Source organism: Paucibacter sp. XJ19-41, assembly GCF_028462495.1.
In the GTDB taxonomy this organism is placed as follows: domain Bacteria; phylum Pseudomonadota; class Gammaproteobacteria; order Burkholderiales; family Burkholderiaceae_C; genus Roseateles_E.
In genome coordinates, this window is sequence record NZ_JAQOWX010000102.1 from 1 (window position 1) to 20,394 (window position 20,394).

General features: G+C 69.9%; 19 protein-coding genes and 3 pseudogenes. 11 read left to right on the plus strand and 11 right to left on the minus strand.

Annotated elements, in window-relative coordinates:
- From PO768_RS21725 to PO768_RS21745, 5 genes are all read left to right on the plus strand, one after another.
- The coding region (locus PO768_RS21725; protein ID WP_272647718.1) for an MFS transporter at positions 1 to 709 on the plus strand (709 nt) is incomplete at its 5' end.
- A gap of 41 nt (positions 710 to 750) precedes the next feature.
- The gene (locus PO768_RS21730) at positions 751 to 1,182 is read left to right on the plus strand and encodes a hypothetical protein (protein ID WP_272647719.1); all 432 of its coding nucleotides are present in this window, start codon (positions 751 to 753) and stop codon (positions 1,180 to 1,182) included.
- Between the two features lie 93 nt (positions 1,183 to 1,275).
- Positions 1,276 to 3,573 carry a M14 family zinc carboxypeptidase gene (locus tag PO768_RS21735; protein WP_272647720.1) on the plus strand — a complete coding sequence of 766 codons (2,298 nt, stop codon included), beginning with the start codon at positions 1,276 to 1,278 and terminating at the stop codon, positions 3,571 to 3,573.
- Between the two features lie 128 nt (positions 3,574 to 3,701).
- Positions 3,702 to 4,751 carry a tRNA dihydrouridine(20/20a) synthase DusA gene (gene dusA / locus PO768_RS21740; protein WP_272647721.1) on the plus strand — a complete coding sequence of 350 codons (1,050 nt, stop codon included), beginning with the start codon at positions 3,702 to 3,704 and terminating at the stop codon, positions 4,749 to 4,751.
- A gap of 34 nt (positions 4,752 to 4,785) precedes the next feature.
- Complete coding sequence (locus PO768_RS21745) at positions 4,786 to 5,361, plus strand: methylated-DNA--[protein]-cysteine S-methyltransferase (protein WP_272647722.1); 576 nt, start codon at positions 4,786 to 4,788, stop codon at positions 5,359 to 5,361.
- Here the strand turns inward: PO768_RS21745 and PO768_RS21750 are convergent.
- From PO768_RS21750 to PO768_RS21760, 3 genes are read right to left on the minus strand one after another with little or no spacing between them, the layout of a single operon-like run.
- Positions 5,358 to 6,332 (minus strand): DUF2860 family protein, encoded by a 975-nt coding sequence (locus tag PO768_RS21750; protein WP_272647723.1) that lies wholly within the window; start codon positions 6,330 to 6,332, stop codon positions 5,358 to 5,360. The two genes, PO768_RS21745 and PO768_RS21750, sit on opposite strands and share 4 nt — an antisense overlap.
- Before the next feature lie 50 nt (positions 6,333 to 6,382).
- The gene (locus PO768_RS21755; RefSeq protein ID WP_272647724.1) at positions 6,383 to 7,612 is read right to left on the minus strand and encodes a sensor histidine kinase; all 1,230 of its coding nucleotides are present in this window, start codon (positions 7,610 to 7,612) and stop codon (positions 6,383 to 6,385) included.
- Between the two features lies 1 nt (position 7,613).
- Entirely contained in the window at positions 7,614 to 8,276 is a 663-nt protein-coding gene (locus PO768_RS21760; RefSeq protein WP_272647725.1) for a response regulator transcription factor, read from the minus strand.
- A 152-nt stretch (positions 8,277 to 8,428) separates the two neighbouring features.
- On the opposite strand from PO768_RS21760, the gene PO768_RS21765 reads away from it, so the two are divergent.
- Genes PO768_RS21765 through PO768_RS21775 form a run of 3 tightly spaced genes read left to right on the plus strand, consistent with a single transcriptional unit; the run spans position 8,429 to position 11,641 of the window.
- Positions 8,429 to 9,556, plus strand: a complete 1,128-nt coding sequence (locus tag PO768_RS21765) for a fumarylacetoacetate hydrolase family protein (protein WP_272647726.1) — start codon at positions 8,429 to 8,431, stop codon at positions 9,554 to 9,556.
- 53 nt (positions 9,557 to 9,609) lie between these two features.
- Positions 9,610 to 10,857 (plus strand): DEAD/DEAH box helicase, encoded by a 1,248-nt coding sequence (locus PO768_RS21770; protein ID WP_272647727.1) that lies wholly within the window; start codon positions 9,610 to 9,612, stop codon positions 10,855 to 10,857.
- Between the two features lie 25 nt (positions 10,858 to 10,882).
- Positions 10,883 to 11,641 (plus strand): substrate-binding periplasmic protein, encoded by a 759-nt coding sequence (locus tag PO768_RS21775; RefSeq protein WP_272647728.1) that lies wholly within the window; start codon positions 10,883 to 10,885, stop codon positions 11,639 to 11,641.
- A gap of 22 nt (positions 11,642 to 11,663) precedes the next feature.
- On the opposite strand, the gene PO768_RS21780 is transcribed toward PO768_RS21775, so the two are convergent.
- The 8 genes and pseudogenes from PO768_RS21780 to PO768_RS29320 form a co-directional block, all read right to left on the minus strand.
- Entirely contained in the window at positions 11,664 to 12,653 is a 990-nt protein-coding gene (locus PO768_RS21780) for a recombination-associated protein RdgC (RefSeq protein ID WP_272647729.1), read from the minus strand.
- A gap of 81 nt (positions 12,654 to 12,734) precedes the next feature.
- A complete protein-coding gene (locus PO768_RS21785; RefSeq protein WP_272647730.1) occupies positions 12,735 to 13,385 on the minus strand; it encodes a DsbA family oxidoreductase in 651 nt (216 codons plus the stop codon).
- Between the two features lie 10 nt (positions 13,386 to 13,395).
- The gene (locus PO768_RS21790; RefSeq protein ID WP_272647731.1) at positions 13,396 to 14,376 is read right to left on the minus strand and encodes a succinylglutamate desuccinylase/aspartoacylase family protein; all 981 of its coding nucleotides are present in this window, start codon (positions 14,374 to 14,376) and stop codon (positions 13,396 to 13,398) included.
- A gap of 14 nt (positions 14,377 to 14,390) precedes the next feature.
- Positions 14,391 to 15,236, minus strand: a complete 846-nt coding sequence (locus PO768_RS21795) for a PIG-L deacetylase family protein (RefSeq protein ID WP_272647732.1) — start codon at positions 15,234 to 15,236, stop codon at positions 14,391 to 14,393.
- Positions 15,237 to 15,355: 119 nt separating this feature from the next.
- On the minus strand, positions 15,356 to 16,255 hold the full coding sequence (locus PO768_RS21800) for a DMT family transporter (protein WP_269838939.1): 900 nt from the start codon (positions 16,253 to 16,255) through the stop codon (positions 15,356 to 15,358).
- Complete coding sequence (locus tag PO768_RS21805) at positions 16,255 to 16,821, minus strand: IclR family transcriptional regulator (protein ID WP_272647733.1); 567 nt, start codon at positions 16,819 to 16,821, stop codon at positions 16,255 to 16,257. Before PO768_RS21805 ends, PO768_RS21800 begins: the two co-directional genes overlap by 1 nt.
- 93 nt (positions 16,822 to 16,914) lie before the next feature.
- A pseudogene (locus PO768_RS29315) lies at positions 16,915 to 16,986 on the minus strand (hypothetical protein); the annotation flags it as partial.
- A gap of 64 nt (positions 16,987 to 17,050) precedes the next feature.
- Positions 17,051 to 17,302 (minus strand): annotated as a pseudogene (locus PO768_RS29320) (hypothetical protein); the annotation flags it as partial.
- A 177-nt stretch (positions 17,303 to 17,479) separates the two neighbouring features.
- Here PO768_RS29320 and PO768_RS21815 point away from each other — a divergent pair.
- The 3 genes and pseudogenes from PO768_RS21815 to PO768_RS21825 form a co-directional block, all read left to right on the plus strand.
- Positions 17,480 to 19,168, plus strand: a complete 1,689-nt coding sequence (locus tag PO768_RS21815; protein ID WP_272647734.1) for a long-chain fatty acid--CoA ligase — start codon at positions 17,480 to 17,482, stop codon at positions 19,166 to 19,168.
- Between the two features lie 34 nt (positions 19,169 to 19,202).
- The gene (locus PO768_RS21820; RefSeq protein WP_272647735.1) at positions 19,203 to 20,186 is read left to right on the plus strand and encodes a tripartite tricarboxylate transporter substrate binding protein; all 984 of its coding nucleotides are present in this window, start codon (positions 19,203 to 19,205) and stop codon (positions 20,184 to 20,186) included.
- 9 nt (positions 20,187 to 20,195) lie between these two features.
- A pseudogene (locus PO768_RS21825) lies at positions 20,196 to 20,394 on the plus strand (4-coumarate--CoA ligase); the annotation flags it as partial.

A 20,394-nucleotide genomic window follows, 5' to 3' on the forward strand; every position in this document is an offset into this window, starting at 1 on the left:
GCCGCCGGCACGCGGGGGGCGTGGCATGAGCGCCTGGCGCGACGATCTGCGCCAGGGCCTGCGGGCCAGCTGGACCATGCCGCTGGAGCGGGGGTGGACCCTGGTGAACTTCGTCGGCATGCTGTTCATGTTCCCGGCCTTCACGATGCTGGTGCCCTTGAAGATCAAGGCCCTCGGGCTCTCGGGTGCCTGGCTGGGCGCGGCCGAGACCGGGCTGTCGCTGGGCATGCTGGTCGGTGCACTGGGCGGCTCGGCCTGGGTGGCCCGGCGGATCGGCCGCTATGCGACCCGGGTCGGCGCCACCGCCGCCCAGGGCCTGGGCCTGGCGCTGGCGGGCTGGACCGGCCAGGGCGAGGTGCTGGTGCTGGCCCTGTTCCTGGTCGGCCTGGCCAATTCCTGCGGCGTGCTGGTCGGCCAGACCCATCGCATGCTGGCCATCCCGGAGCATTTCCGGGCCCGCCTGAGCTCGGTGGGCATGATGACGATGAATATCGCGGCGGCCGCCGGGCCTGCGCTGGCCGGCCTGGCGCTGCTGAAGCTGGAGGTGGCCACCGTCTACTTCCTGTTCGGCCTGCTGTCGGCGGCCAGCGCGCTGGGCTATCTGTTCGTGCCCGACTTCAAGACCCTGCTGACCCTGGACCACGAGCAGGTCAAGGACTGGTACGCCCAGCGCCATCCGGAGCTGTTCGGCGCCGCTCCCAAGGGGTAAGCCCTGAGTCGCGCTGTGGGCGATCAGCGCACACTGCCGCGATGGGAGCGCGGCAACAATCCGCAAGGGCCTGGCTGATGCTGGCCCTGGGCCTGCTGGCGTCATGCCCGCGGGCCGATGAGGCATGGCCTGCGGCGGCCAGCGCCCTGGTCGCCGAGCTGCGGCCGCTGGCCCAGCGCCAGGGCTGGTTCGAGGGCGGCCCCTGGCAGCCCGAGCTCGATGCCTGGCAGGGCCGCAAGCACCGCCTGTTGCAGGCGCTGGCCGCGCAGCTGCAGCGCCACCCCCCGACGACCGAGAGGCTGGACACCGAGCTGGGCGCGCTGCTGCGCTCCTGCGAGGCGGACCGGCCCTGGGCCCGCGATGCCGGCTGCGCCTGGATCAGCTGGCGCGGCCGGCGTGACGGTCTGCGCCTGAGCCTGGCCGACGGGCGGCTGCAGCACCTGCAATGGCAGCTGGCGCTGGAGCAGCAGTAGCTCCCGAAGATTGCAGTACGGCGGCGGCACCGTTTTGCCGTCTTGACTGGGTGGCTGCCACGAGCGGCTAAGCCATGATCGGAGGACCTCTTTGTGAATCCTGTTCAAACACCCCCCAAGGCCGCCCCGCGCGGCCGGCTGCGCCCCCTGCTCGCCGCAGCCCTGCTCGCTTTGAGCTGGCCCCTGGCCCAGGCCCATGAGATCGCCGGGCGACCGGCCGAGGACCGGGTCGTGATGCGCGCCTATTTCAGTGATCTGGCGCGCGCCCAGGCGATCGCCCACAGCCGCTTCGAGACCCTGGAGTCGAAGTACGAGTTGGGCTATGTCGTCGTGAACATCAGCCCGGCCGAGGCGCGCGAGCTGCGTGCCCAGGGCTTCCGCCTGGAGGCCGACAAGAGCTGGTGGGAGCAGCAGACCCAGCAGGCCCGGCGCGAGAGCGCGGCCCTGCAGCAGCAGCGTCAACAACAGGCGCAGGCCGGTGAGGTCGTGGCCCTGGGCATCCCGAACTACAGCTGCTACCCGACCGTCGAGGAGGTGTTCTCCCAGGTCGATGCGCTGATCGCCGCCAAGCCCCAGCTGGCGCGCTGGATCGACATCGGCGACTCCTGGCAGAAGAGCCGCAATCTCGGCGGCTACGACCTGCGGGTGCTCACGCTCAGCAAGAGCGCGGTCGCCGGCGACAAGCCCAAGCTCTTCGTCAATGCCGGCATCCATGCCCGCGAGTACACGACCACGCCGCTGGTGCTGGAGTTCGCCAAACGCCTGGTCAACGGCCACGGCGTCGATGCCGACCTGAGCTGGATCCTCGACCACCACGAGGTCCATCTGCTGCTGGTCACCAACCCCGACGGGCGCAAGAAGGCCGAGACCGGCCTGCTCTGGCGCAAGAACACCAACACCGCCTACTGCGGCGCCACCAGCAACAGCCGCGGTGCCGACCTGAACCGCAACTTCGGCTTCGGCTGGAACTCCACCGGCGGCAGCGGCTCCAGCGGCAATGCCTGCAGCGAAACCTATCGCGGCCCCAGCGGCGCCTCCGAGCCCGAGACCCGTGCGGTCGAGGCCTATATCCGCAGCCTCTGGCCGGACCGTCGCGGCCCCCACCGTGGCGACGCCGCGCCGCTGGACACCAGCGGCATCCATCTGGACATTCACAGCCATGGCCGCCTGCTGCTGTGGCCCTGGGGCACCAATGGCACGGTGGCCGGCAATGACCGCCAGCTCGCCACGCTGGGGCGCAAGTTCGCCTATTGGAACGGCCACACGCCGCAGCGCTCGCTGAGCCTGTACGAGACCGACGGCACCAGCGACGGCCCCAGCTACGGCGAACTGGGCGTCGCGGCCTTCACCTTCGAGCTGGGCACCGCCTTCTTCGAGCAGTGCAGCTACTACAGCAACACCCTGCTGCCGGGCAATCTGCCGGCCCTGATCTACGCGGCCAAGGTGGCACGCACGCCCTACATCACGCCGGCCGGGCCGGACAGCCTGGAACCGGCGCTGTCGGCCGCCCGGGTGCGCGCGGGCACGCCGGTGACCCTGACGGCGCGCATCGACGACACCCGCTACAACAACAGCAATGGCGCCGAGCCGACCCAGGTGGTCAACGCGGCCGAGTACTACCTCGACCTCGCGCCCTGGCAGGCCGGTGCGGTGGCGCAGCCGATGGCGGCCAGCGATGGCAGCTTCAATGCCGCCTCCGAGGCGGTGCGCGCCACGGTCGACACCAGCGGGCTCGCGGTGGGCCGGCACATCATCTATCTGCGCGGACGCGACAGCGCCGGCAACTGGGGCGCGCCGAGCGCGGTCTACCTGGACATCGAATCCGGCACTGGCGGCACCCCGCCGCAGGCCGCCTTCGACTACAGCGTCAACGGCCTGACGGTCTCCTTCAGCGACCGCAGCAGCGATGACGGCAGCATCACCGCGCGCAGCTGGGAGCTGGGTGACGGCAGCAGCGCCAGCGGCACCAACCCGGTCAAGACCTATGCGGCGGCCGGCAGCTATAACGTGCGCCTGACCGTGACCGACAACGAGGGCCTGAGCGCCAACACCAGCCGCAGCGTGGTGCTGAGCGACGACGGCGTGCCGGTGCTGCTGAACAGCGTCGGCGGCCTGGCCGGGGCGGCCCGCAGCTGGCGCTACTGGAAGGTCGCGGTGCCGGCCGGCACCACCCAGCTGCAGGTGCGCACCAGTGGCGGCAGCGGCGACCTGGACCTGTTCACCCAGCCGGGCCAGAAACCCACGGCCAGCAGCTACAACTGCAAGAAGGAGGGCAGCACCAATCTCGAGACCTGCAGCCTGAGCAATCCGGCCCCGGGCTGGCTCTATATCGGGCTGTACGGCTACCGTGCCTATTCGGGCGCGAGCTTGCAGATCAGCTACACACCTTGAGGAAAGCGTAGATCACAAGCCCTGATCTTTCGGGGCAAGGCAGGCCGGCCGACCGTGTGGTGTTGCCGGCCTGCCTGCACAGGGCAATGCCGTTCGGCGGGATAATTGCGGCTCATCCCCGCCAAGACATGCCCGATTCTCTCGATAACTCCACTGCAGCCCCCAGCCCCTGGCGCCTGTCGGTCGCCCCCATGCTGGACTGGACCGACAAGCATTGCCGCAGCTTCCACCGCCTGCTGACCCGCCAGACGCGGCTCTACACCGAGATGGTGACCACCGGCGCGCTGCTGCATGGCGATCAGCCGCGCCATCTGGACTTCAATGCGCAGGAGCACCCGGTCGCGCTGCAGCTGGGTGGCTCGGAGCCGGCCGATCTGGCGGCCTGCGCGAAGCTGGCCGAGCAATGGGGCTATGACGAGGTCAATCTGAACTGCGGCTGCCCCAGCGAGCGGGTGCAGCGCGGCGCTTTCGGCGCCTGCCTGATGGCCGAGCCGGCCCTGGTGGCCGAGGGCATGAAGGCGATGAAGGATGCCGTCAGCATTCCGGTCACGATCAAGCACCGCATCGGCATCGACAAGGTCGAGAGCTATGACTTCGTGCGCGACTTCGTCGGCACCATTGCCGAGGCCGGCTGCGAGGTCTTCATCGTCCATGCGCGCAATGCCTGGTTGCAGGGCCTCTCGCCCAAGGACAACCGCGAGATCCCGCCGCTGCGCTACGAGCTGGTGCACCGCCTCAAGCGCGAGTTTCCGGCGCTGACCATCGTCATTAACGGCGGCCTCAAGAGCGATGCCGAGATCGCCGAGCAGCTGCAGCATGTGGACGGTGTGATGGTGGGCCGCCAGGCCTATCACGAGCCCTGGCAGATGGCGCAGTGGGATTCGCGCTTCTTCGGCAGGGCCGACCCGGCCGTCAGCCGCGAGCAGGTCGAGGCCGACTGGCTGGACTATCTGCGCGCGCAGGTCGAGGCTGGCCGGCCCTGGACCCAGGCGATGCGTCATGCGCTGGGCCTGTGGAATGGCCAGGCTGGGGCCCGGCGCTGGCGCCAGGTCTGGAGCGATGCGCAACTCAAGCGCCTGCCGGTGGACGAGGTCGCCGCCCTGGCCACCCGGGAGCGCCTGGGTGTTGCCGCCCACGTGGCGCAGGACAAGGCCGAGCGGGCCGCCCAGCCGGTCTGATAGCCGGTCTGACAGTCGGTCGGGATTCGGTCTGATGGACACGCTGTTCTTCCACTGCTACGACACGGCCCTGGGGACTTGTGCGCTGGCCTGGGGAGGGCAGGGCATCGTCGGTTCGCAGCTGCCCGAGGAAAGCGCCGCCGCCACGCGCGACCGCATGCGGGCGCGCTTTCCGGCCGCGCGCGAGGTGCTGGCGCTTGAGCAGCTGCCGCCGCCGGTGCAGCAGGCCCGTGCCGGTGTGCAGGCCTTGCTGGCCGGCGAGCCGCGCGATCTGCTGGAGATCGAACTGGACGAACGCGGCCTGCCCGAGTTCAACCGCCAGGTCCATGCGCTGACCCGGCGCATCCCGGTCGGCCAGACCCTGACTTATGGTGAAGTCGCCGCGCGCCTGGGCCAGCCGGGCGCGGCGCGCGCGGTCGGCCGGGCCGAGGGCAGCAACCCTTTCGCGCCCATCGTGCCCTGCCATCGGGTGATGGGGGCGGGTGGCGTCGCGTCTGCCAATCTGGTGGGCTTCTCTGCTCACGGCGGCGTTGCCACGAAACTGCGCCTGCTGGCCATCGAGGCACGCGCCACCGGCCAGCAGGTCGGCGAGCAGACGCCGCTGTTCTAGAACGCGTAGCGCAGACCCAGGCCCAGCGAGGCCTCGCGCTCGCGGTAGAAGGCGATATTGCTGCTCTGGCGCTGCCAGCCCACCCGGGCGATCAGCGCGGTGTCGCGCCAGCCAAAGGGCGCGCCGTAGTGGTAGCGCAGGCTCAGGGCCTGCTGATGGTCGCGGCGCCGGTCGCCGCTCAGCGGGTGGCTGGCCTCGTAGCCCAGGCGGTGCCAGGTGGCGCCCAGTGCCAGGCCGTGACGGCCCAGCTGCTGGCCGAGCTCCCATTCGCCGCCCCAGCGCCGCGCGGCCATCGCCGCACCTTCGGCCCTGTCCTCGCGCAAGTCCAGCTGCCACCGCAGGCTGCGGCCGCCGCCCAGGTCCAGGCGCTGGCCCAGCGCCGCATAGAGCAGCCGACCCTCGCGCCGCAGGCTTTGCCGCTGCTCGGCGCGGAAACCTTGCTCGCCGCTGTGCTCGGCGTCGATGCGGCGCCGGCCGGCGGCCAGCTGCAGTTCGAGCTGGCTGCCCAGCAGCCGGTCGATTTGCAGCTGCAGGCCGTGCACGCTGGCGTCGGTCTTGCGCCGTGCGATGCCCAGCGCGTAGGGGTCCTGCCAGACCTGCTGCTGCACCAGCCCGGGCAGCAGGGCCAGGCTCAGGCGCGAACCCGAGCCCAGCGGCCAGCGGTAGCCGGCCTGCAGCTGGTAGCCATCGGCCAGGCCGCCGATCGCACTGCGGGCGAACAGCTCGCCGCCCGCGCCACCGATCGGCTTGTTCAGCTCGAACAGCGGCGCCAGCAGGCCGCGCCGGTGGCTGCCGGTGGCCGGGCCCAGCGTGCTGATGCGGGCCTCGCCCTCGGCATCGAGCTGGGAGCGGGTCTGCTGGCTGATCAGCAGCGGGCTGAGGTGGCCGCTGAACAGAGCTTCGCCGTCCTGGGCGCTGGCCAGCAGGCTGGCGCTGAGCAGCGCGGCGGCGAGAGGGATCTTGTGAGGCATGGTGAGTGGGACTCCTGTCGATGGAGTCCTTCACTCTAGGCAGGGTCAGGTCACAAGCCGGTCACAGCGGGAGCAAACCGCAGCCGCGCGCTGTAGCGGGTGTCCTCCTGACGGTATTCGCAGTGCCAGCCCAGGCGTTCGCAAACGGTGGCCACGATGGTGTGGCCATAGCGCTTGCGCAAAGCGGGCGCGGCGCCGGCGCTCCGGCCGTTCTCGATCAGCAGGCCTTGCTCGTCCAGCGCCACGCGCAGCCAGTCGCTGCCGTGCTGGATGGCATTGCCCAGCAGATTGCTCAGCACGATGGCGGCCAGCGCGGCGGGCACCGGCGGGCCGGGAGCGTCGCCGGGCTGGGGTGCACCGTCGAGCCGCATCTGGTTCTGCATCCGCAGCGGGGTCAGGTCTTGCAGGCAGCGCCGCAGACAGTCGCGTAGCGGCTCGCGCTCGCTGGGCAGGTCCTGCTCGCGCGCCAGCTGCAGGAAGAGCTCGATCACGGCCTGCATCTGCGCGCCGGCGTCCTGCAGGCGCTGCAGCGGGGCCTCGATGCGCTCGCGGCTGGGCGCCAGCCTGATCAGCTCGGCGGCGCTGCGCATCACGCTCAGCGGCGTGCGCAGCTCATGGCTGGCAAAGCGGGTGAAGGCCTGCTCGCGCCGGGCATAGTCGGCCAGCCGGGCCTGCGCCTGGGCCATGCTGCGGCTCAGCGCGCCGATCTCGTCGGGCCGATCCAGTGGCCGCAGCGGCCGGCCCAGGTCGGCCGCCTCGACCTGGGCGCGCAGGGCCAGCACCGGCGCGCTGATGCGCCGCGCCAGCAACAGGGCCGCCGCCAGCCCCAGGGCCAGCGCACCCAGCAGCATCAGCAGCACAGGGATGCGGATCGCGCGGCCGTACTCGGCCAGATCGGGATCCTGGCCCGGCAGGTAGAGCAGATAGACCAGGCCCTGGCCGCCCGGGTGGCGAGCCACGCTGACATGGGCGTCGGGCGCCGAGAGCTCGTAGAGCCCGGGCAGGCGCAAGTCCTGCAAGGCCGCCGGCAGGGCCGGCTGGTCGCCCAGATAGACACGGTAGGGCGCGTCGGCGGCGGGCGGCTCGCCGCGCCGCAGCTGGTCATGCAGCTGCTCGGCGCGGCGCTGCAACTGGCGGTTGATGAAGCTGTCGGCCGCCAGCTCGGTGCCGGCCCAGGCGATCACGCCCAGGCCCAGCGCGTAAAGGCAGACCATGGCCGCCATCGTGGCCTGGATCTGGCGCTTCAGGCTTTGCGCCAGCCAGCGTCGCAGCCCGGCCATGCTAGGCCGGCGCCTGCAGCCGGTAGCCGGCGCCGCGCACGCTCAGCAGGCAGTCCGGCGGCAGCAGCTGGCGCAGCCGGTAGACATGGGTGCGCAGCGCGCTGCCCTCGGCCGGCTCGTCGCCCCAGATCGCGTATTCGAGGTCGGCGCGTCCGACCAGGGCCGGCGCCTTGAGCATCAGCTGCTGGACGATCTTCAGCTGCACCGGGTCCAGGCGCAGCGCGCGGCCTTGGTGGCTGAGCTGCTGGCGGTCCAGGTCCAGGCTCAGCGAGCCGCAGTGCAGCAGGCGCTGGCGCAGCCCGGCGTGGCGGGCGTGCAGGGCGCGCAGCCGGCAGGCCAGCTCCTCCAGGGCGAAAGGCTTGACCAGATAGTCGTCCGCGCCGGCGGCAAAGCCGGCCAGCTTGTCGGGCAGGGTGTCGCGTGCGGTCAGGAACAGGATGGGGGTGGCCAGGCGCTGCTGCTCGCGCAGCTGCCGGCACAGGGCCAGTCCGTCCATGCCGGGCATGCCGATGTCCAGCACCAGCACATCAAAGCGCTGCTGTGCCAGGCTGACCAGCGCGGAGGGCGCGTGATGCGCATAGTCCACGCTGCAGTCCAGCAGGCTCAGATAGTCACCGATATTGGCGGCCAGATCGGCCTCGTCCTCGACGATCAAGACACGCATGACAGGGAATGGCGGTGGCAGGGCGTGCGCAGCATAACCGGGCCGCTCGCGGGTGCTGCGGGCGGCCCGGCATGGCCGCGGGTTTTGTGACCGCTGTGTGACCCGGGGCGGCCTAGGGTGGCGGCTTCATTCCTTGTTGCGAGCCTTCTGTGATGCCTCATTTTCTTCTGCGCTCCGGTCTGCCGGCCGCCTTGCTGTGCCTGGCGGCCGGCACGGCCAGCGCCGCCGCCTTGTTCCCAACTTCTCAGGCGCTGACCCTGGCCCAGGTGGCGGGCGAGGGCGGGCGCCGCCACACCCTGCTGCTGAGCCGGGAGCAGGGCGAGGCGGTGCTGGCCGTGGACCTCAGCGCGGTGCTGGACAGCTATCCGCGGGACGCGCTGGACCTGCTGCGCCAGCATGGCTTCGAGGGCTTGCTGGTCCGGGCCGGCCAGGGCAAGACCCGACCCTATGCCCGCCAGGCCCTGCTGCCCAGCGCCTATGCCGACCGGCATGTGGCGGCCGGCACCAACTACGCCGCCCATGCGGCCGAGGCCGCGATCGACGAAGTCTTCCTGTTCCCCAAGTACGGCGAGCCCAGCGCGGCCCGGGGCGAGTACCGGCTGCGGCCCGGCGAGCTGCTGGACTACGAGGTCGAGCTGTGCCTGCGCTTTGATCGCGATATCCGCCGGCCGGCCGATCTGGAGGCCGCCCATGTCGGCGCCTTTCTGTGCGGCGACCTGAGCGACCGGGCCGAGCTGCTGCGCCGCATCGACACCCGCGATGTGGCCTCGGGCCGCGGCTTCACCGATGCCAAGAGCGGCCCCGGCCGCCTGCCTACCGGCCCCTATCTGGTGGTGCCGCGTGACTGGCGCCAGTGGCTGCACGGTGTGCGCCTGCGCACCGAGGTCGACGGGCAGCCTCGCCAGGACGCCAGCGCTGGCGCCATGCTCAAGGGCCCGGAAGCGCTGCTACGGCAGGCCCTGGCCCAGGCCGAGAGCCGGCAATGGCGCTACCAGGGCCAGGCGGTGTCGCTGCTGGAGGGCGGGGTGCTGGCCCAGGGGCAGGTCTTGCTGACCGGTACGCCCGAGGGGGTGATCTACCGCACGCCGGGCCTGGCCTATCGCGCCTGGAAGGGCCTGCTGTGGGGGCTGAGCCTGGGCTTTCTGCGCCAGGACCTGGTGCCCTATGTGCTGCAGTCCTATATCGATGAGAGCCTGGCGGCGCGACGCTATCTGCAGCCGGGCCAGCTCTTGCGGCACAGTGCTGAGGGCCTGGGCGAGATCGAACTGCGCATACGCTGAGCGCGGCCGGGGCGGCGGGCGCGATAATGCGGCCGTCATCAAACGGGGCCTTCATGTCTTTTGCCACCCTGGGCCTGTCCCCCGCCTTGCTGCGCGCCGTGCGCGAGCAGGGCTATCACGCACCGACCCCGATTCAATCCGCCGCCATCCCCGCCGTACTGGGCGGCGGCGATGTGCTGGGCCTGGCCCAGACCGGCTCGGGCAAGACCGCAGCCTATGCGCTGCCGCTGCTGCAGCGGGTGCTGGCCGCTCGTGACGGTGGCCCGCGCCGCCTGCGCGCGCTGCTGCTGCTGCCCACGCGCGAGCTGGCCGAGCAGGTCGGCGAGGTGCTGCGCGAGTTCGCCCGCGCGCTGCCCGAGCCGCTGAAGATCGCGATCGCCTATGGCGGCGTGTCCATCAACCCGCAGCTGATGGCTTTGCGCGGCGGCGTGGACATCATGGTGGCCACGCCGGGCCGGCTGCTGGACCTGGTCGAGCACAATGCGCTGCGCCTGGACACGGCCCAGACCCTGGTGCTGGACGAGGCCGACCGTCTGCTGGCGCTGGGCTTTGCCGAGGAGCTGCAGCGGGTGCTGGGCCTGCTGCCGGCGCAGCGCCAGAACCTGTTCTTCTCGGCCACCTTCGCGCCGGCCGTGCAGGCCCTGGCCGAGGCCCTCCTGCGCGAGCCGCAGCGCATCGCGATCGAGGCCACGCCGGCCGAGTTGCCGGACATCGTGCAGCGCGCGATCCAGGTCGACACCGCCGCGCGCACGCCGCTGCTGCGCCATCTGATCGCCACCGAGGCCTGGCCGCGGCTGCTGGTGTTCGTCGCCACCAAGTACGCGGCCGAGCATGTCTCAGACAAGCTCTGGAAGACCGGCATCAAGGCGGCGGCCCTGCATGGCGAGCTGAGCCAGGGCACGCGGCGCCAGGTGCTGGCAGCGCTGAAGGCCCATGAGGTCCAGGTGCTGGTGGCCACCGATGTGGCGGCCCGCGGCCTGGACATCCCCGATCTGCCGGCGGTGCTGAACTACGACTTGCCGCGCTCGCCGGCCGACTACACCCACCGCATCGGCCGCACCGGCCGGGCCGGTGCCAGCGGCGTCGCGCTGAGCTTCATCACGGCCAATAGCCCGACCAATAGCGAAGCGCATTTCCGTCTGATCGAGAAACGCCAGGGCCAGCGTGTCGCACGCGAGCAGATCGCCGGTTTCGAGCCCGGCGAAGTCGCCAGCGAGGCCCAGGCCGTCGGCGGCATCAAGGGCAAGCGCAAGAGCAAGAAGGACAAGCTGCGCGAGGCGGCGGCACAATCGGCACCTTGACCTGGACTCGTTGGGACCAAGAAAGATGAATCCGTCCGCTCGCCAGCACTGCCTGGCCGCCCTGTTGTGGCTGTGTGCGACCGGCGCCTTCGCCCAGGAATCGCTGCGGATTGCGCAAACCTCGGGCATGGGCTATCCGCTGCTGACGGTCGAGGGTGGCAAGGTCAGCGGCGGCTTTTTGCATGATCTGACCGAGCGGCTGGCGGCCGAACTGGGCACGCGGGCCGTGCAGCAGCTCTATCCGCGCCGCCGCATCGAGCCGGCGGTGCTGGGCGGCCAGGCCGACCTGGTCTGCTACTCCAGCCCCATCTGGACTCAGGCACCTGCCGCGCAATGGACCCAGGCGGTGCTGCCGCAGATCGAACGGGTGGTCGGCCCGGCCGAGCGGCCAGTACCAGGACACCTGCCCGAAGACCTGGACGGCCAGCGCGTGGCCGTGCTGTTGGGCTACAACTTTCCCAGCTTGCAGCCGCTGATGGAGGCGGGCCGCATCAAGCGTATCAATGACACGCAGTCCGACAACCTGTTTCGCCTCGTCAGCCGGGGCATGGCCGATGTGCTGATCGTCTCGGAGGCCGAGATCGAGGGCTATTTCCAGCGCCATCCGAAAGAGCGCAAGCGTTTTGTCGTCAGTGCCAAACCTTACTCGGTGGTTGACACGCACTGCCTGGTGTCGCCGAAATCGCGCTGGGCTGTGCCAGCCGTCGACAAGGCCCTGCAAAGCCTGCTGGCCAGCGGCGAGATCGCGCGGCTGGCCCAGCGCTACGGCATGTCGATGCGCTGAGGCGCCCAGCCTCGGCGCAGGCTCAAGCCCAGGGCGGTACTTCGTCGCTGAGCAGGGCCAGGTCTTGATCCGGCGGCAGCAGCTCGGCGATGTCGAGTGACTTCGGGGCTGAGCCGAGGAAGTCGTGCTCGCCGCCCAGGCCATCGATCAGGGCCGGGATCAGCTCGGCGAGCTCGCCGGTGGCGATCACCGCATCGGCATCGAACTGCTCGTCCTTCTCGGGCTTGTCGTGGCCCTCGAACACCAGGTCTAGGAAGGCGATCTTCTTGATGGCCAGGGTGTCGGTCAGCAGGAAGGAGACGCGGTCCTTGTAGCTCATCGCCAGCTTGGTCGGGCGCTTGCCGCTGCTCAGATGCTGGCGTACCTCCTCGATGTCCAGCGCATGGCGGGCATAGCGCACCACCGACTTCATCTCGTCCTCGCTCTTGAGCTCGCACTCGCGATCGATCGTGAAGCCCTCGGGCGGCACCCCGTCCATCAGCCAGGCGGCCATGCAGGCGGCCGGCGTCTCGGCGCTTTGCACCAGGTGCAGGGTCAGGCCGTCGAGCGCCTTGATCAAGAGGCTGACGACCTCCTCGCAGCGAGCCGGGCTGGACGCATCGATCATCAAAAGGCGCTGCTCGGGCGCGATCCATACGCGGATGCTGCTGCGTTTCTTGAAGCACAGCGGCAGCAGCTCGTGGGTGGCCTGCTCCTTCAGATCCTTCAGTGCCTTCTTGCCGGGCTTGCGGCCGGTCTGCTCCTCGATCTGGGCGGCGATCTCGTCAACCCGCTCCTTGACCACCGAGCCGGGCAGCACGCGCGACTCTATCGTCAGCTTCAAGTGCAGATGGCCGTCGATCACCTCGACCAGGGGCGCGTGCTCGATGCCGCGCGGCGGCACCCAGCCCAGCGACAGCGGCTCGCTGGGACCGCAGGGCAGGAACTGACCCTTGGCCAGGGCCTCTTCAACCTCTTGCTGGGTGGGCTGCCAGCTCGGGCCCACGCGGTAAATCGTCAAGTTCTTGAACATCTTGTTGCTCGGCGTCGTGCGCAAATGAAACCGCCCCGAAGGCGGGGCGGTTGGGGGGAAAGGTCTGGGCTCTATTGTCGCTCAGGCCGACGGGGCAGCCTCGGCCGCGATCTGGCGCAGCGCCTGCTCGAACACCTCGCTGGGCTGGCCGCCCTGGATCAGATGACGCTCATTGATGATGATGGCCGGCACCGAGTTGATGCCCTGACTCAGATAAAAGCTCTGGGCATCGCGCACCTCCTGCCGGTAGGCGTCCGAGCCCAGCACGGCGGCGGCCGCCTGCCTGTCCAGGCCGGCCTCGGCGGCGGCATCCAGCAGCACCTCGTGCGCACCGGGGTTCTTGCCGGCGGTGAAGTAGGCGCCGAACAGGGCCAGCTTCAAGGCCTTCTGCCGGTCAGCGTCCTGCAGCCCGGCCCAGTGCAGCAGGCGATGGGCATCAAAGGTGTTGTAGATGCGGCTGCGGGCACCGACGGTAAAGGTGAAACCCAGCGCCGCGCCGCGTTGGCGGATTGCCTCGCGCGTGGCCGCCAGCTGTTCCGGGCCGGCACCGTATTTCTGTGCCAGATGCTCGTCGATGTCCTGGCCTTCGGGGGCCATCTGCGGATTCAGCTCGAAGGGCTGGAAGTGCAGGTCCACCGCCAGCTCGGGCAGGCGGGCCAGGGCCTGCTCCAGCGACTTCAGGCCGATCACGCACCAGGGGCAGGAAACGTCGGAGACAAAATCGATACGCATGGTCCGCACTCTAGCCGAGCCGGCGCTCACTCGCTCGCGCCAGGTAGAACCACTCGCTGCCGGGCTGGGCATTGGCGGCCGGGAAGACGATACGGCCGTCGTCGGGCGCCAGCACCGGTGTGCCGTCATGGCGGCTGCCGATCTGCTGGCCCTTGCGGACCGCGTCGAAGCTGACCCAGGCGCGCTCGAAGCGGTCGCCCTCGTGCTCGCGGTCGATCACCTCATAGAGTTGCAAGAGCTCGGGCGGCTCGGCCGGGCGGGGGGCGACGACACCGGGCTCGACCATGCCCAGCAGCACCAGGGTGCGCAGAATGGCCCGGTAGGCAAACTCCGGCGCGGCCGGGTCCTCGTGCTGGCCGCATTCCAGCGTGATGCCGTAGCCGCCCTGCGAGCGCATGTACTCGGTGGTGCCGACGCCGTAATGCGGGTCTTGCTGCAGGGTGGCGCGGCGCGTGCCGTCGCCGGTCCTGGCCGCGCGCCGCTGCAGGCCCAGGGCATAGGTCGAGAGCCAGCCCTCGACGATGCGGCCGGTGCCGACGCAGGCGGCCAGCCGCGCCTCGGCCAGCTCATGGGCAAAGGGTTCGAGCTCGCCGCTGTTGTTGCGCGGGCCCAGCATCGCGAAGGGCTGGCCCTGGCCCTGGAAGGAATGCAGGTCCAGCAGCACCTCGTGATCGGCCAACCAGCGGCACAGCGGGCCGGCGATGCGGTCCTCGAAGTCCTGCGCGATCACGGCCGGGCGCAGATTGCGGTTCAGATTGCGCTCGCCCTCGCGCCGGCCCAACGCATGGGCCAGCGGGTTGACGATGGGGATCAGGCTCAAGGTGCCGCGCAGCAGGCGCAGCGCACCGCTGTCGAGCTCGGCCACCAGGCGCTGGATCGCGGCCACGCCGCAGACCTCATTGCCATGCACGGCGGCGCTGACCAGCAGGCGCGGACCGGCGCGCAGGCCGGCGAACTGATGGATGCGCAGATGAGTGGGGTGATCGGACATGGCGGAGATCTTTCTCAGGGCTTCAGCCAGCGCGCATCGATCGCCTGATCGGCCGGGCACAGGCGGGGTGTCAGGTCTTGCTGGGGCCGGCCGTCGGCCCACAGGCTCAGCCGGTACAGGGTGCCGAAGGCATAGCCGGGTACGGCGCTGCCGGCACCGGCCAGCAGCTCGCCGCCACGGCGCACGCTGTCGGCCAGCCAGGCCGGCAGGCGCAGGTGGTAGGGGTTGCGGGCGATTTCGCCGTGGTGGCAGGCCAGGGCCTGGACCAGGCGCGCGGTGTCTGCCACGCCGGTCTCGACCAGCCAGTTCGGCGCTTGCAGCGTCGCCCAGTACTCGGTCTCGGCCAGCACGCAGCTGATGCCGCTGGCCTGCAGCGCCTGGGTCAGCAGCTTGTGCACGCCGATATGGGTGGCGATGCCGTCGCGCGCATGCGGGGCCAGCACCAGCGCGGGCCTTTGCTCGGCCAGCAGCTCGGTCACGCACTGCAGATGGGCGCGCCAGAGCTGGGGCGACTCGGTCTCGGTCTCGGGCCGCACCAGGGCCAGGCCCTGCTCGGTCAGGCGGACATTGTCGAAGCCCAGCACCTCGCAGGCGGCCTGCAGCTCACGCCAGCGCGGCTCGCGGCGCTCGGGCTTGCTGCCCAAGGTCACGGCCACATTGGTGATGCGCCACTGCGCCTCCTGGCGCAGGCGCAGCGGCAGCGCGCCGACGATGCATTCGTCATCGGGATGGGGCGAGAAGATCATGCAGTGGCCGGGCAGTGGCTTGCCGCGTGCCGGCCTGGGGTCGGCGGCCGGTCGGGCCTGCATCAGTGCGGCAAAACCTGACACCTGCTGCTGCCAGTATTCAAAGTCGTGCATGGGTGTGGGGGCGAAGAGGAGAGGGGAGTAGGCAGTGGTAAGGGACAGAGGGTGCCGGCAATGCTAGGGCAAGGCGAGCGGCTGTCGGCGCTGCGTGGCCATAGCTTTTGTTGGGGGTCTCATGCCTTTTGCCCGCTGCTCGGCGCGGTGGCCAGCAGCACGCCGGCCAGGGCCAGGCCGTAGGCGAGCAACTGGACGGCGCCGATGCGCTCGCCGAGGAAGACCAGGCCCACCAGCGCGGTGGCGATCGGCAGAAAGACCATGAAGACGCCCGCCTGCGCGGCCGGCACTTTCTTCAGCCCGGTCATCCACAGCCAGACCGTCACCATGCTGGCCGCCGCCGCGTAGAACAGCAGCAGCGCCCAGTGCTGACCGCTGGGCCGGGCGAAGTCATAGCTCAGCGCCTGCCACAGGCCCAGCGGCGTCACCAGGGCCAGGCCCCAGAGATTGATCAGCGCGCTGATGCGCTTGGGCGAGAGATGGGCGGTCAGCTGCTTGCCGATCACGACATAGCCGGCCTCGCAGAACACCGCCGCCAGCAGCAGGGCCGCGCCCCAGGGCGTGGTCTGGCCCTGGCCCTCGCGGTTCAGTGCTACCAGCGCAATGCCGCTGACGCTCAGCACGATGCCCGCCATCACCCGCGGCGCGATGTGCTCGCCCAGCAGCAGCCGACTCAGCAGGGCCACCGCGGCCGGGATGCCGGCCATGATGACGCCGGCCACCACGGCCGAGCTCAGCTGCAGGCCGAACAGCAGGCAGATCGAGAACAGGAAGTTGCCGACAAAGGACTCCAGGAACAGCAGGCGGCGCGAGCGCGCATCGAGCCGGGCTTCGTCGGCGCCGCGCCGAACCCAGCCGGCCATCAGCACGGCCGCGCTGCCAAAGCGCAGCCAGGCCAGCAGGAACACCGGAAACACCGCCAGCAGCAGCTTGGACAGGCCGACATAGCTGCCCACCAGGCTGGTGCTCAGCGCCAGGCAGGCATAGGCCAGCCAGGGCGTTGGAACGGGGCTGGCCATCAGTCGCGCCAGTCGGCCGCCTGGATGGCGTCGACGATCTCGCGGCCGGTGTGCTTCAGCGCGGCGGCAAAGTCTTCGTGCAGCAGCGTGCCGCGCAGCCGCGTGGCCGGGCCGCCCACCGTCAGCGCCAGCGGCTCGCGGCCGTCGCCGATGTCGATGCCGACACCGATGGCCGCGATATCGCTCTCCCACTCCGACTCGGAGCAGGCATAGCCGCGCCGCGCGTAGTCGGCCTCGGCGCGCCGCAGCGCCGGCTGCTGGCGGGCCCAGCGCTCGGCGTCCTGGGCCTGCAGGCGCTGGCCCAGCAGGGCTCGCATGCCCGGCGAGGCGCAGCACCACATCGCGCGGCCCATCGCGGTCTCGGCCAGCGGCAGCCGGGTGCCGACATCGAGGCCCAGGATCAGCCGCGCGGTGCTGCGGCAATGCGCGACATAGACCATGCTCAAATCATGCCGCACGCCCAGCGAGATTGCGGCCTGGGTGTGCTCGGCCAGGGTCTCCATGAAAGGGCGGGCGATGCGGCCGATCTCGAAATTCGTCAGCACCGAGAAACCCAGCGACAGCACGGCCGGGCTCAGCGCGTACTCGCCGGTCTGCGGGCGGTGGCGCAGATAGCCCAGGCTGGTCAGCGTGAAGCTCAGGCGCGAGACGGTGGCCTGGGGCAGGCCGGTGCGGCGGGCGATCTCCTGGTGCGCCAGCCAGCGGTCCTGCGGCTTGAAGCAGCGCAGCAGCTCNGGTCAGCGTGAAGCTCAGGCGCGAGACGGTGGCCTGGGGCAGGCCGGTGCGGCGGGCGATCTCCTGGTGCGCCAGCCAGCGGTCCTGCGGCTTGAAGCAGCGCAGCAGCTCCAGCCCGCGGGCCAGCGCGGTGACAAAACGCCGGTCCTCGGCCGGGTCGGCGATGTCCATGCCCCCTACCTCGGCGAGGCTGCTGCGTTGTCGTCCCATGCTTGCTGCAATCCGGTTATTTTCCGCTCGACGGAATATAGCGTGCCATGTTGCCATTCGCTGCGGCGCATGGATGCTCGCAATCCCTGATTTCAGATCCATTCCAATTTACAGCCGCCGAAGGGCTGCGTAGACTGGGTCATAGCATTTGTGTATTCCGTCGAGCGGAATGAAGGAGTGACGCCGATGCGACAGCGGTGCCCCAGGCACCGACCTATAAGCAAGGACGGAGACAAGAAGCCAGCGGCCTCGCAGCGATGCCGGCCATGGCCCAGCCCCATGAATTCAGTCCCTTCATCGCGAGCACCGCATCTGGCGCATTGGCCGCCGGGCTTGCCGCAACACCTGACCCTGCCGCAAACCCACCTCTTCTTCAATGTCGAGGTGGCCGCCGCGCGCTACCCCGACAAGCCCTTCATCATCTTCTACGACACGGCGATCAGCTTCGCCGAATTCCTGCGCGAGACCGAGCGCATCGCCGGCTATCTGCAGCAGGACTGCGGCGTCCAGGCCGGCGACCGGGTGCTGCTCTATATGCAGAACAGCCCGCAATGGGTCTTGGCCTTCTACGCCATCCTGCGCGCCAATGCGGTGGTCGTGCCGGTCAACCCGATGAACCGGGGCGAGGAGTTGCGCCACTATGTCGCGGACAGCGGCGCCGGCACGGCTTTTGTCGCGCAGGACCTGCTGGATCAGCTGCAGCCGCTGCAGTCCTTGCCGGGCGGTGGCGGGCTCCAGCATCTGATCGTCGCCTGCTATAGCGACTATCTGCGCGAGGCTACCGATCTGAGTGTGCCCGATTTCGTGGCCGCGCCGGCGCGGCCCCTGGTCGGCACGGGCTTGCGGGCCTGGCGCGAGATGCTGCAGGCCGGGCGTGTGCCAGGCCCGCTGACGGCCGGCCCCGATGATCTCTGCGTGATGCCCTACACCTCGGGCACGACCGGCCAGCCCAAGGGCTGCATGCACACGCATCGCAGCGTGATGAGCACCCTGGTGGGCGGCGTCAACTGGTTCGCCCGCACCCAGGACGCGGTCTATCTGTCGGTGCTGCCCTTCTTCCATGTCACCGGCCTGTCGGGCAGCCTCAACGGGCCGCTCTATATCGGCGCCACCATCGTCGTGCTGCCTCGCTGGGACCGCGATGCGGCGGCGCTGTGCATGCAGCGCTACCGGGTCACCGTCTGGCAGACCATCTCGACCATGCTGATCGACTTCCTGGCCAACCCCAGGCTGGCGGACTATGACCTGTCCAGCCTGGCCGGCATCCGCGGCGGCGGCGCGGCGATGCCCGAGGCCATCTGCGCCAAGCTGAAGGCGCTGACCGGGCTGGACTATGTCGAGGGCTACGGCATGTCCGAGACCATGGCCGCCACCCATATCAATCCGGTGCACCGGCCCAAGCCCCAGTGCCTGGGCATCCCGGTCTTCGATGTCGATGCGCGCATCGTCGACCCCGTCAGCCTGGCCGAGCTGCCGCAGGGCGAGAGCGGCGAGATCATCATCGCCGCGCCGCAAGTGATGCAGGGCTACTGGCGCAATGCCGAGGCCACCGCCCAGGCCTTTGTCGAGATCGCCGGCCAGCGTTTTCTGCGCACCGGCGACCTGGGCCGCATCGACGAGGACGGCTACTTCTTCATGACCGACCGCCTCAAGCGCATGATCAATGCCTCGGGCTACAAGGTCTGGCCGGCCGAGGTCGAGGCGCTGATGTACCACCACCCGGCCGTGCAGGAGGCCTGCGTGATCGGCGTGCAGGACGCCCGACGCGGCGAGACCGTCAAAGCCCTGGTCGTGCTCAAGCCCGGCCTGGCGGAATCGGTCAGCGAGCAGGACATCATCGACTGGGCCCATGGCCATATGGCCGCCTACAAGAGCCCGCGCATCGTCGAGTTCGTCGCCGCGCTGCCCAAGTCGGGCAGCGGCAAGGTGATGTGGCGCGAACTGCAGGAACAGCAGTCCCGGACCTGAATCCCCCTCTCTCATAAAACCAGGAGACAAAGTGATGAGCAAGCAAACGATGATGTGGGGCCGCCGCCTGATGCTGGCGGCCGGCGCCGTGGCCGCGCTGGCGCCGCTTGCCGGCGCCCAGGCCCAGGCCTTCCCGAGCAAGCCGGTCACCTTGATCGTGCCCTGGCCGGCCGGCGGCTCGACCGACCGGCATCTGCGTGCGCTGTCCGAGCTCGCGTCCAAGCATCTGGGCCAGCAGATCATCATCGAGAACAAGCCCGGTGGCGGCGGCACGCTGGGCCCGGGCACGATGGCGCAGACCGCCAAGCCGGACGGCTACACGATCTCGCAGTACCCGCTGGGCATGCTGCGCATCCCGCATATGCAAAAGACCGCCTGGGACCCGCTGAACGACTTCACGTTCATCATCGGCATCAGCGGCTACACCTTCGGCTTCACCGTCAAGAGCGACTCGCCGTTCAAGAGCTTCAACGACTACATCGAGGCCGCCCGCAAGGCACCCGGCCAGATCAACGACGGCTCCACCGGCACCGGCAGCAGCCCGCATCTGCTGCTGGAAGAACTGGCCGGCAATGCCAAGGTGCAGCTCAACCACATCCCCTTCAAGGGCAATGCCGATCTGCAGCAGGCCTTGCTGGGTGGCCATGTGATGGCGCAAAGCGATGCCAGCGGCTGGGACAAGTTCGTCGATGGCGGCCAGATGCGATTGCTGGTGACCTTCGGCGAGCAGCGCACCAAACGCTGGCCCCAGGTGCCCACCGCCAAGGAGCTGGGCTACAACGTCGTGTCGACCTCGCCTTACGGCCTGGCCGGCCCCAAGGGCATGGACCCGGCGGTCGTCAAGGCCTTGCACGATGCCTACAAGAAGGCGATGGACGACCCCAAGCACATCGAGCTGCTGGAGCAGCTGAACCAGGCCATGTGGTATCGCAACGGCGCCGAGTACCGCCAGTGGGCGGTCGAGACCTATGCCAAGGACAAGGCGCTGATCGAGCGCCTGGGCCTGGCGGCGAAGTAGGCGGTGGGGATGGCCGATGACCAGGACTTCCAGCGCATCGCCGACCTGATCCATCAGCATGCGCTGCAGCGGCCGGCCGCGCCGGCGCTGCGCCAGGGCGACACGGTGCTGAGCTATGCCGCGCTCGATGCGCTGATGGACCGCATCGCCTGCGCGCTGCAGCGCGAGGGCGTCGCACCCGGCCAGGCGATTGCGCTGTGCGGCCTGG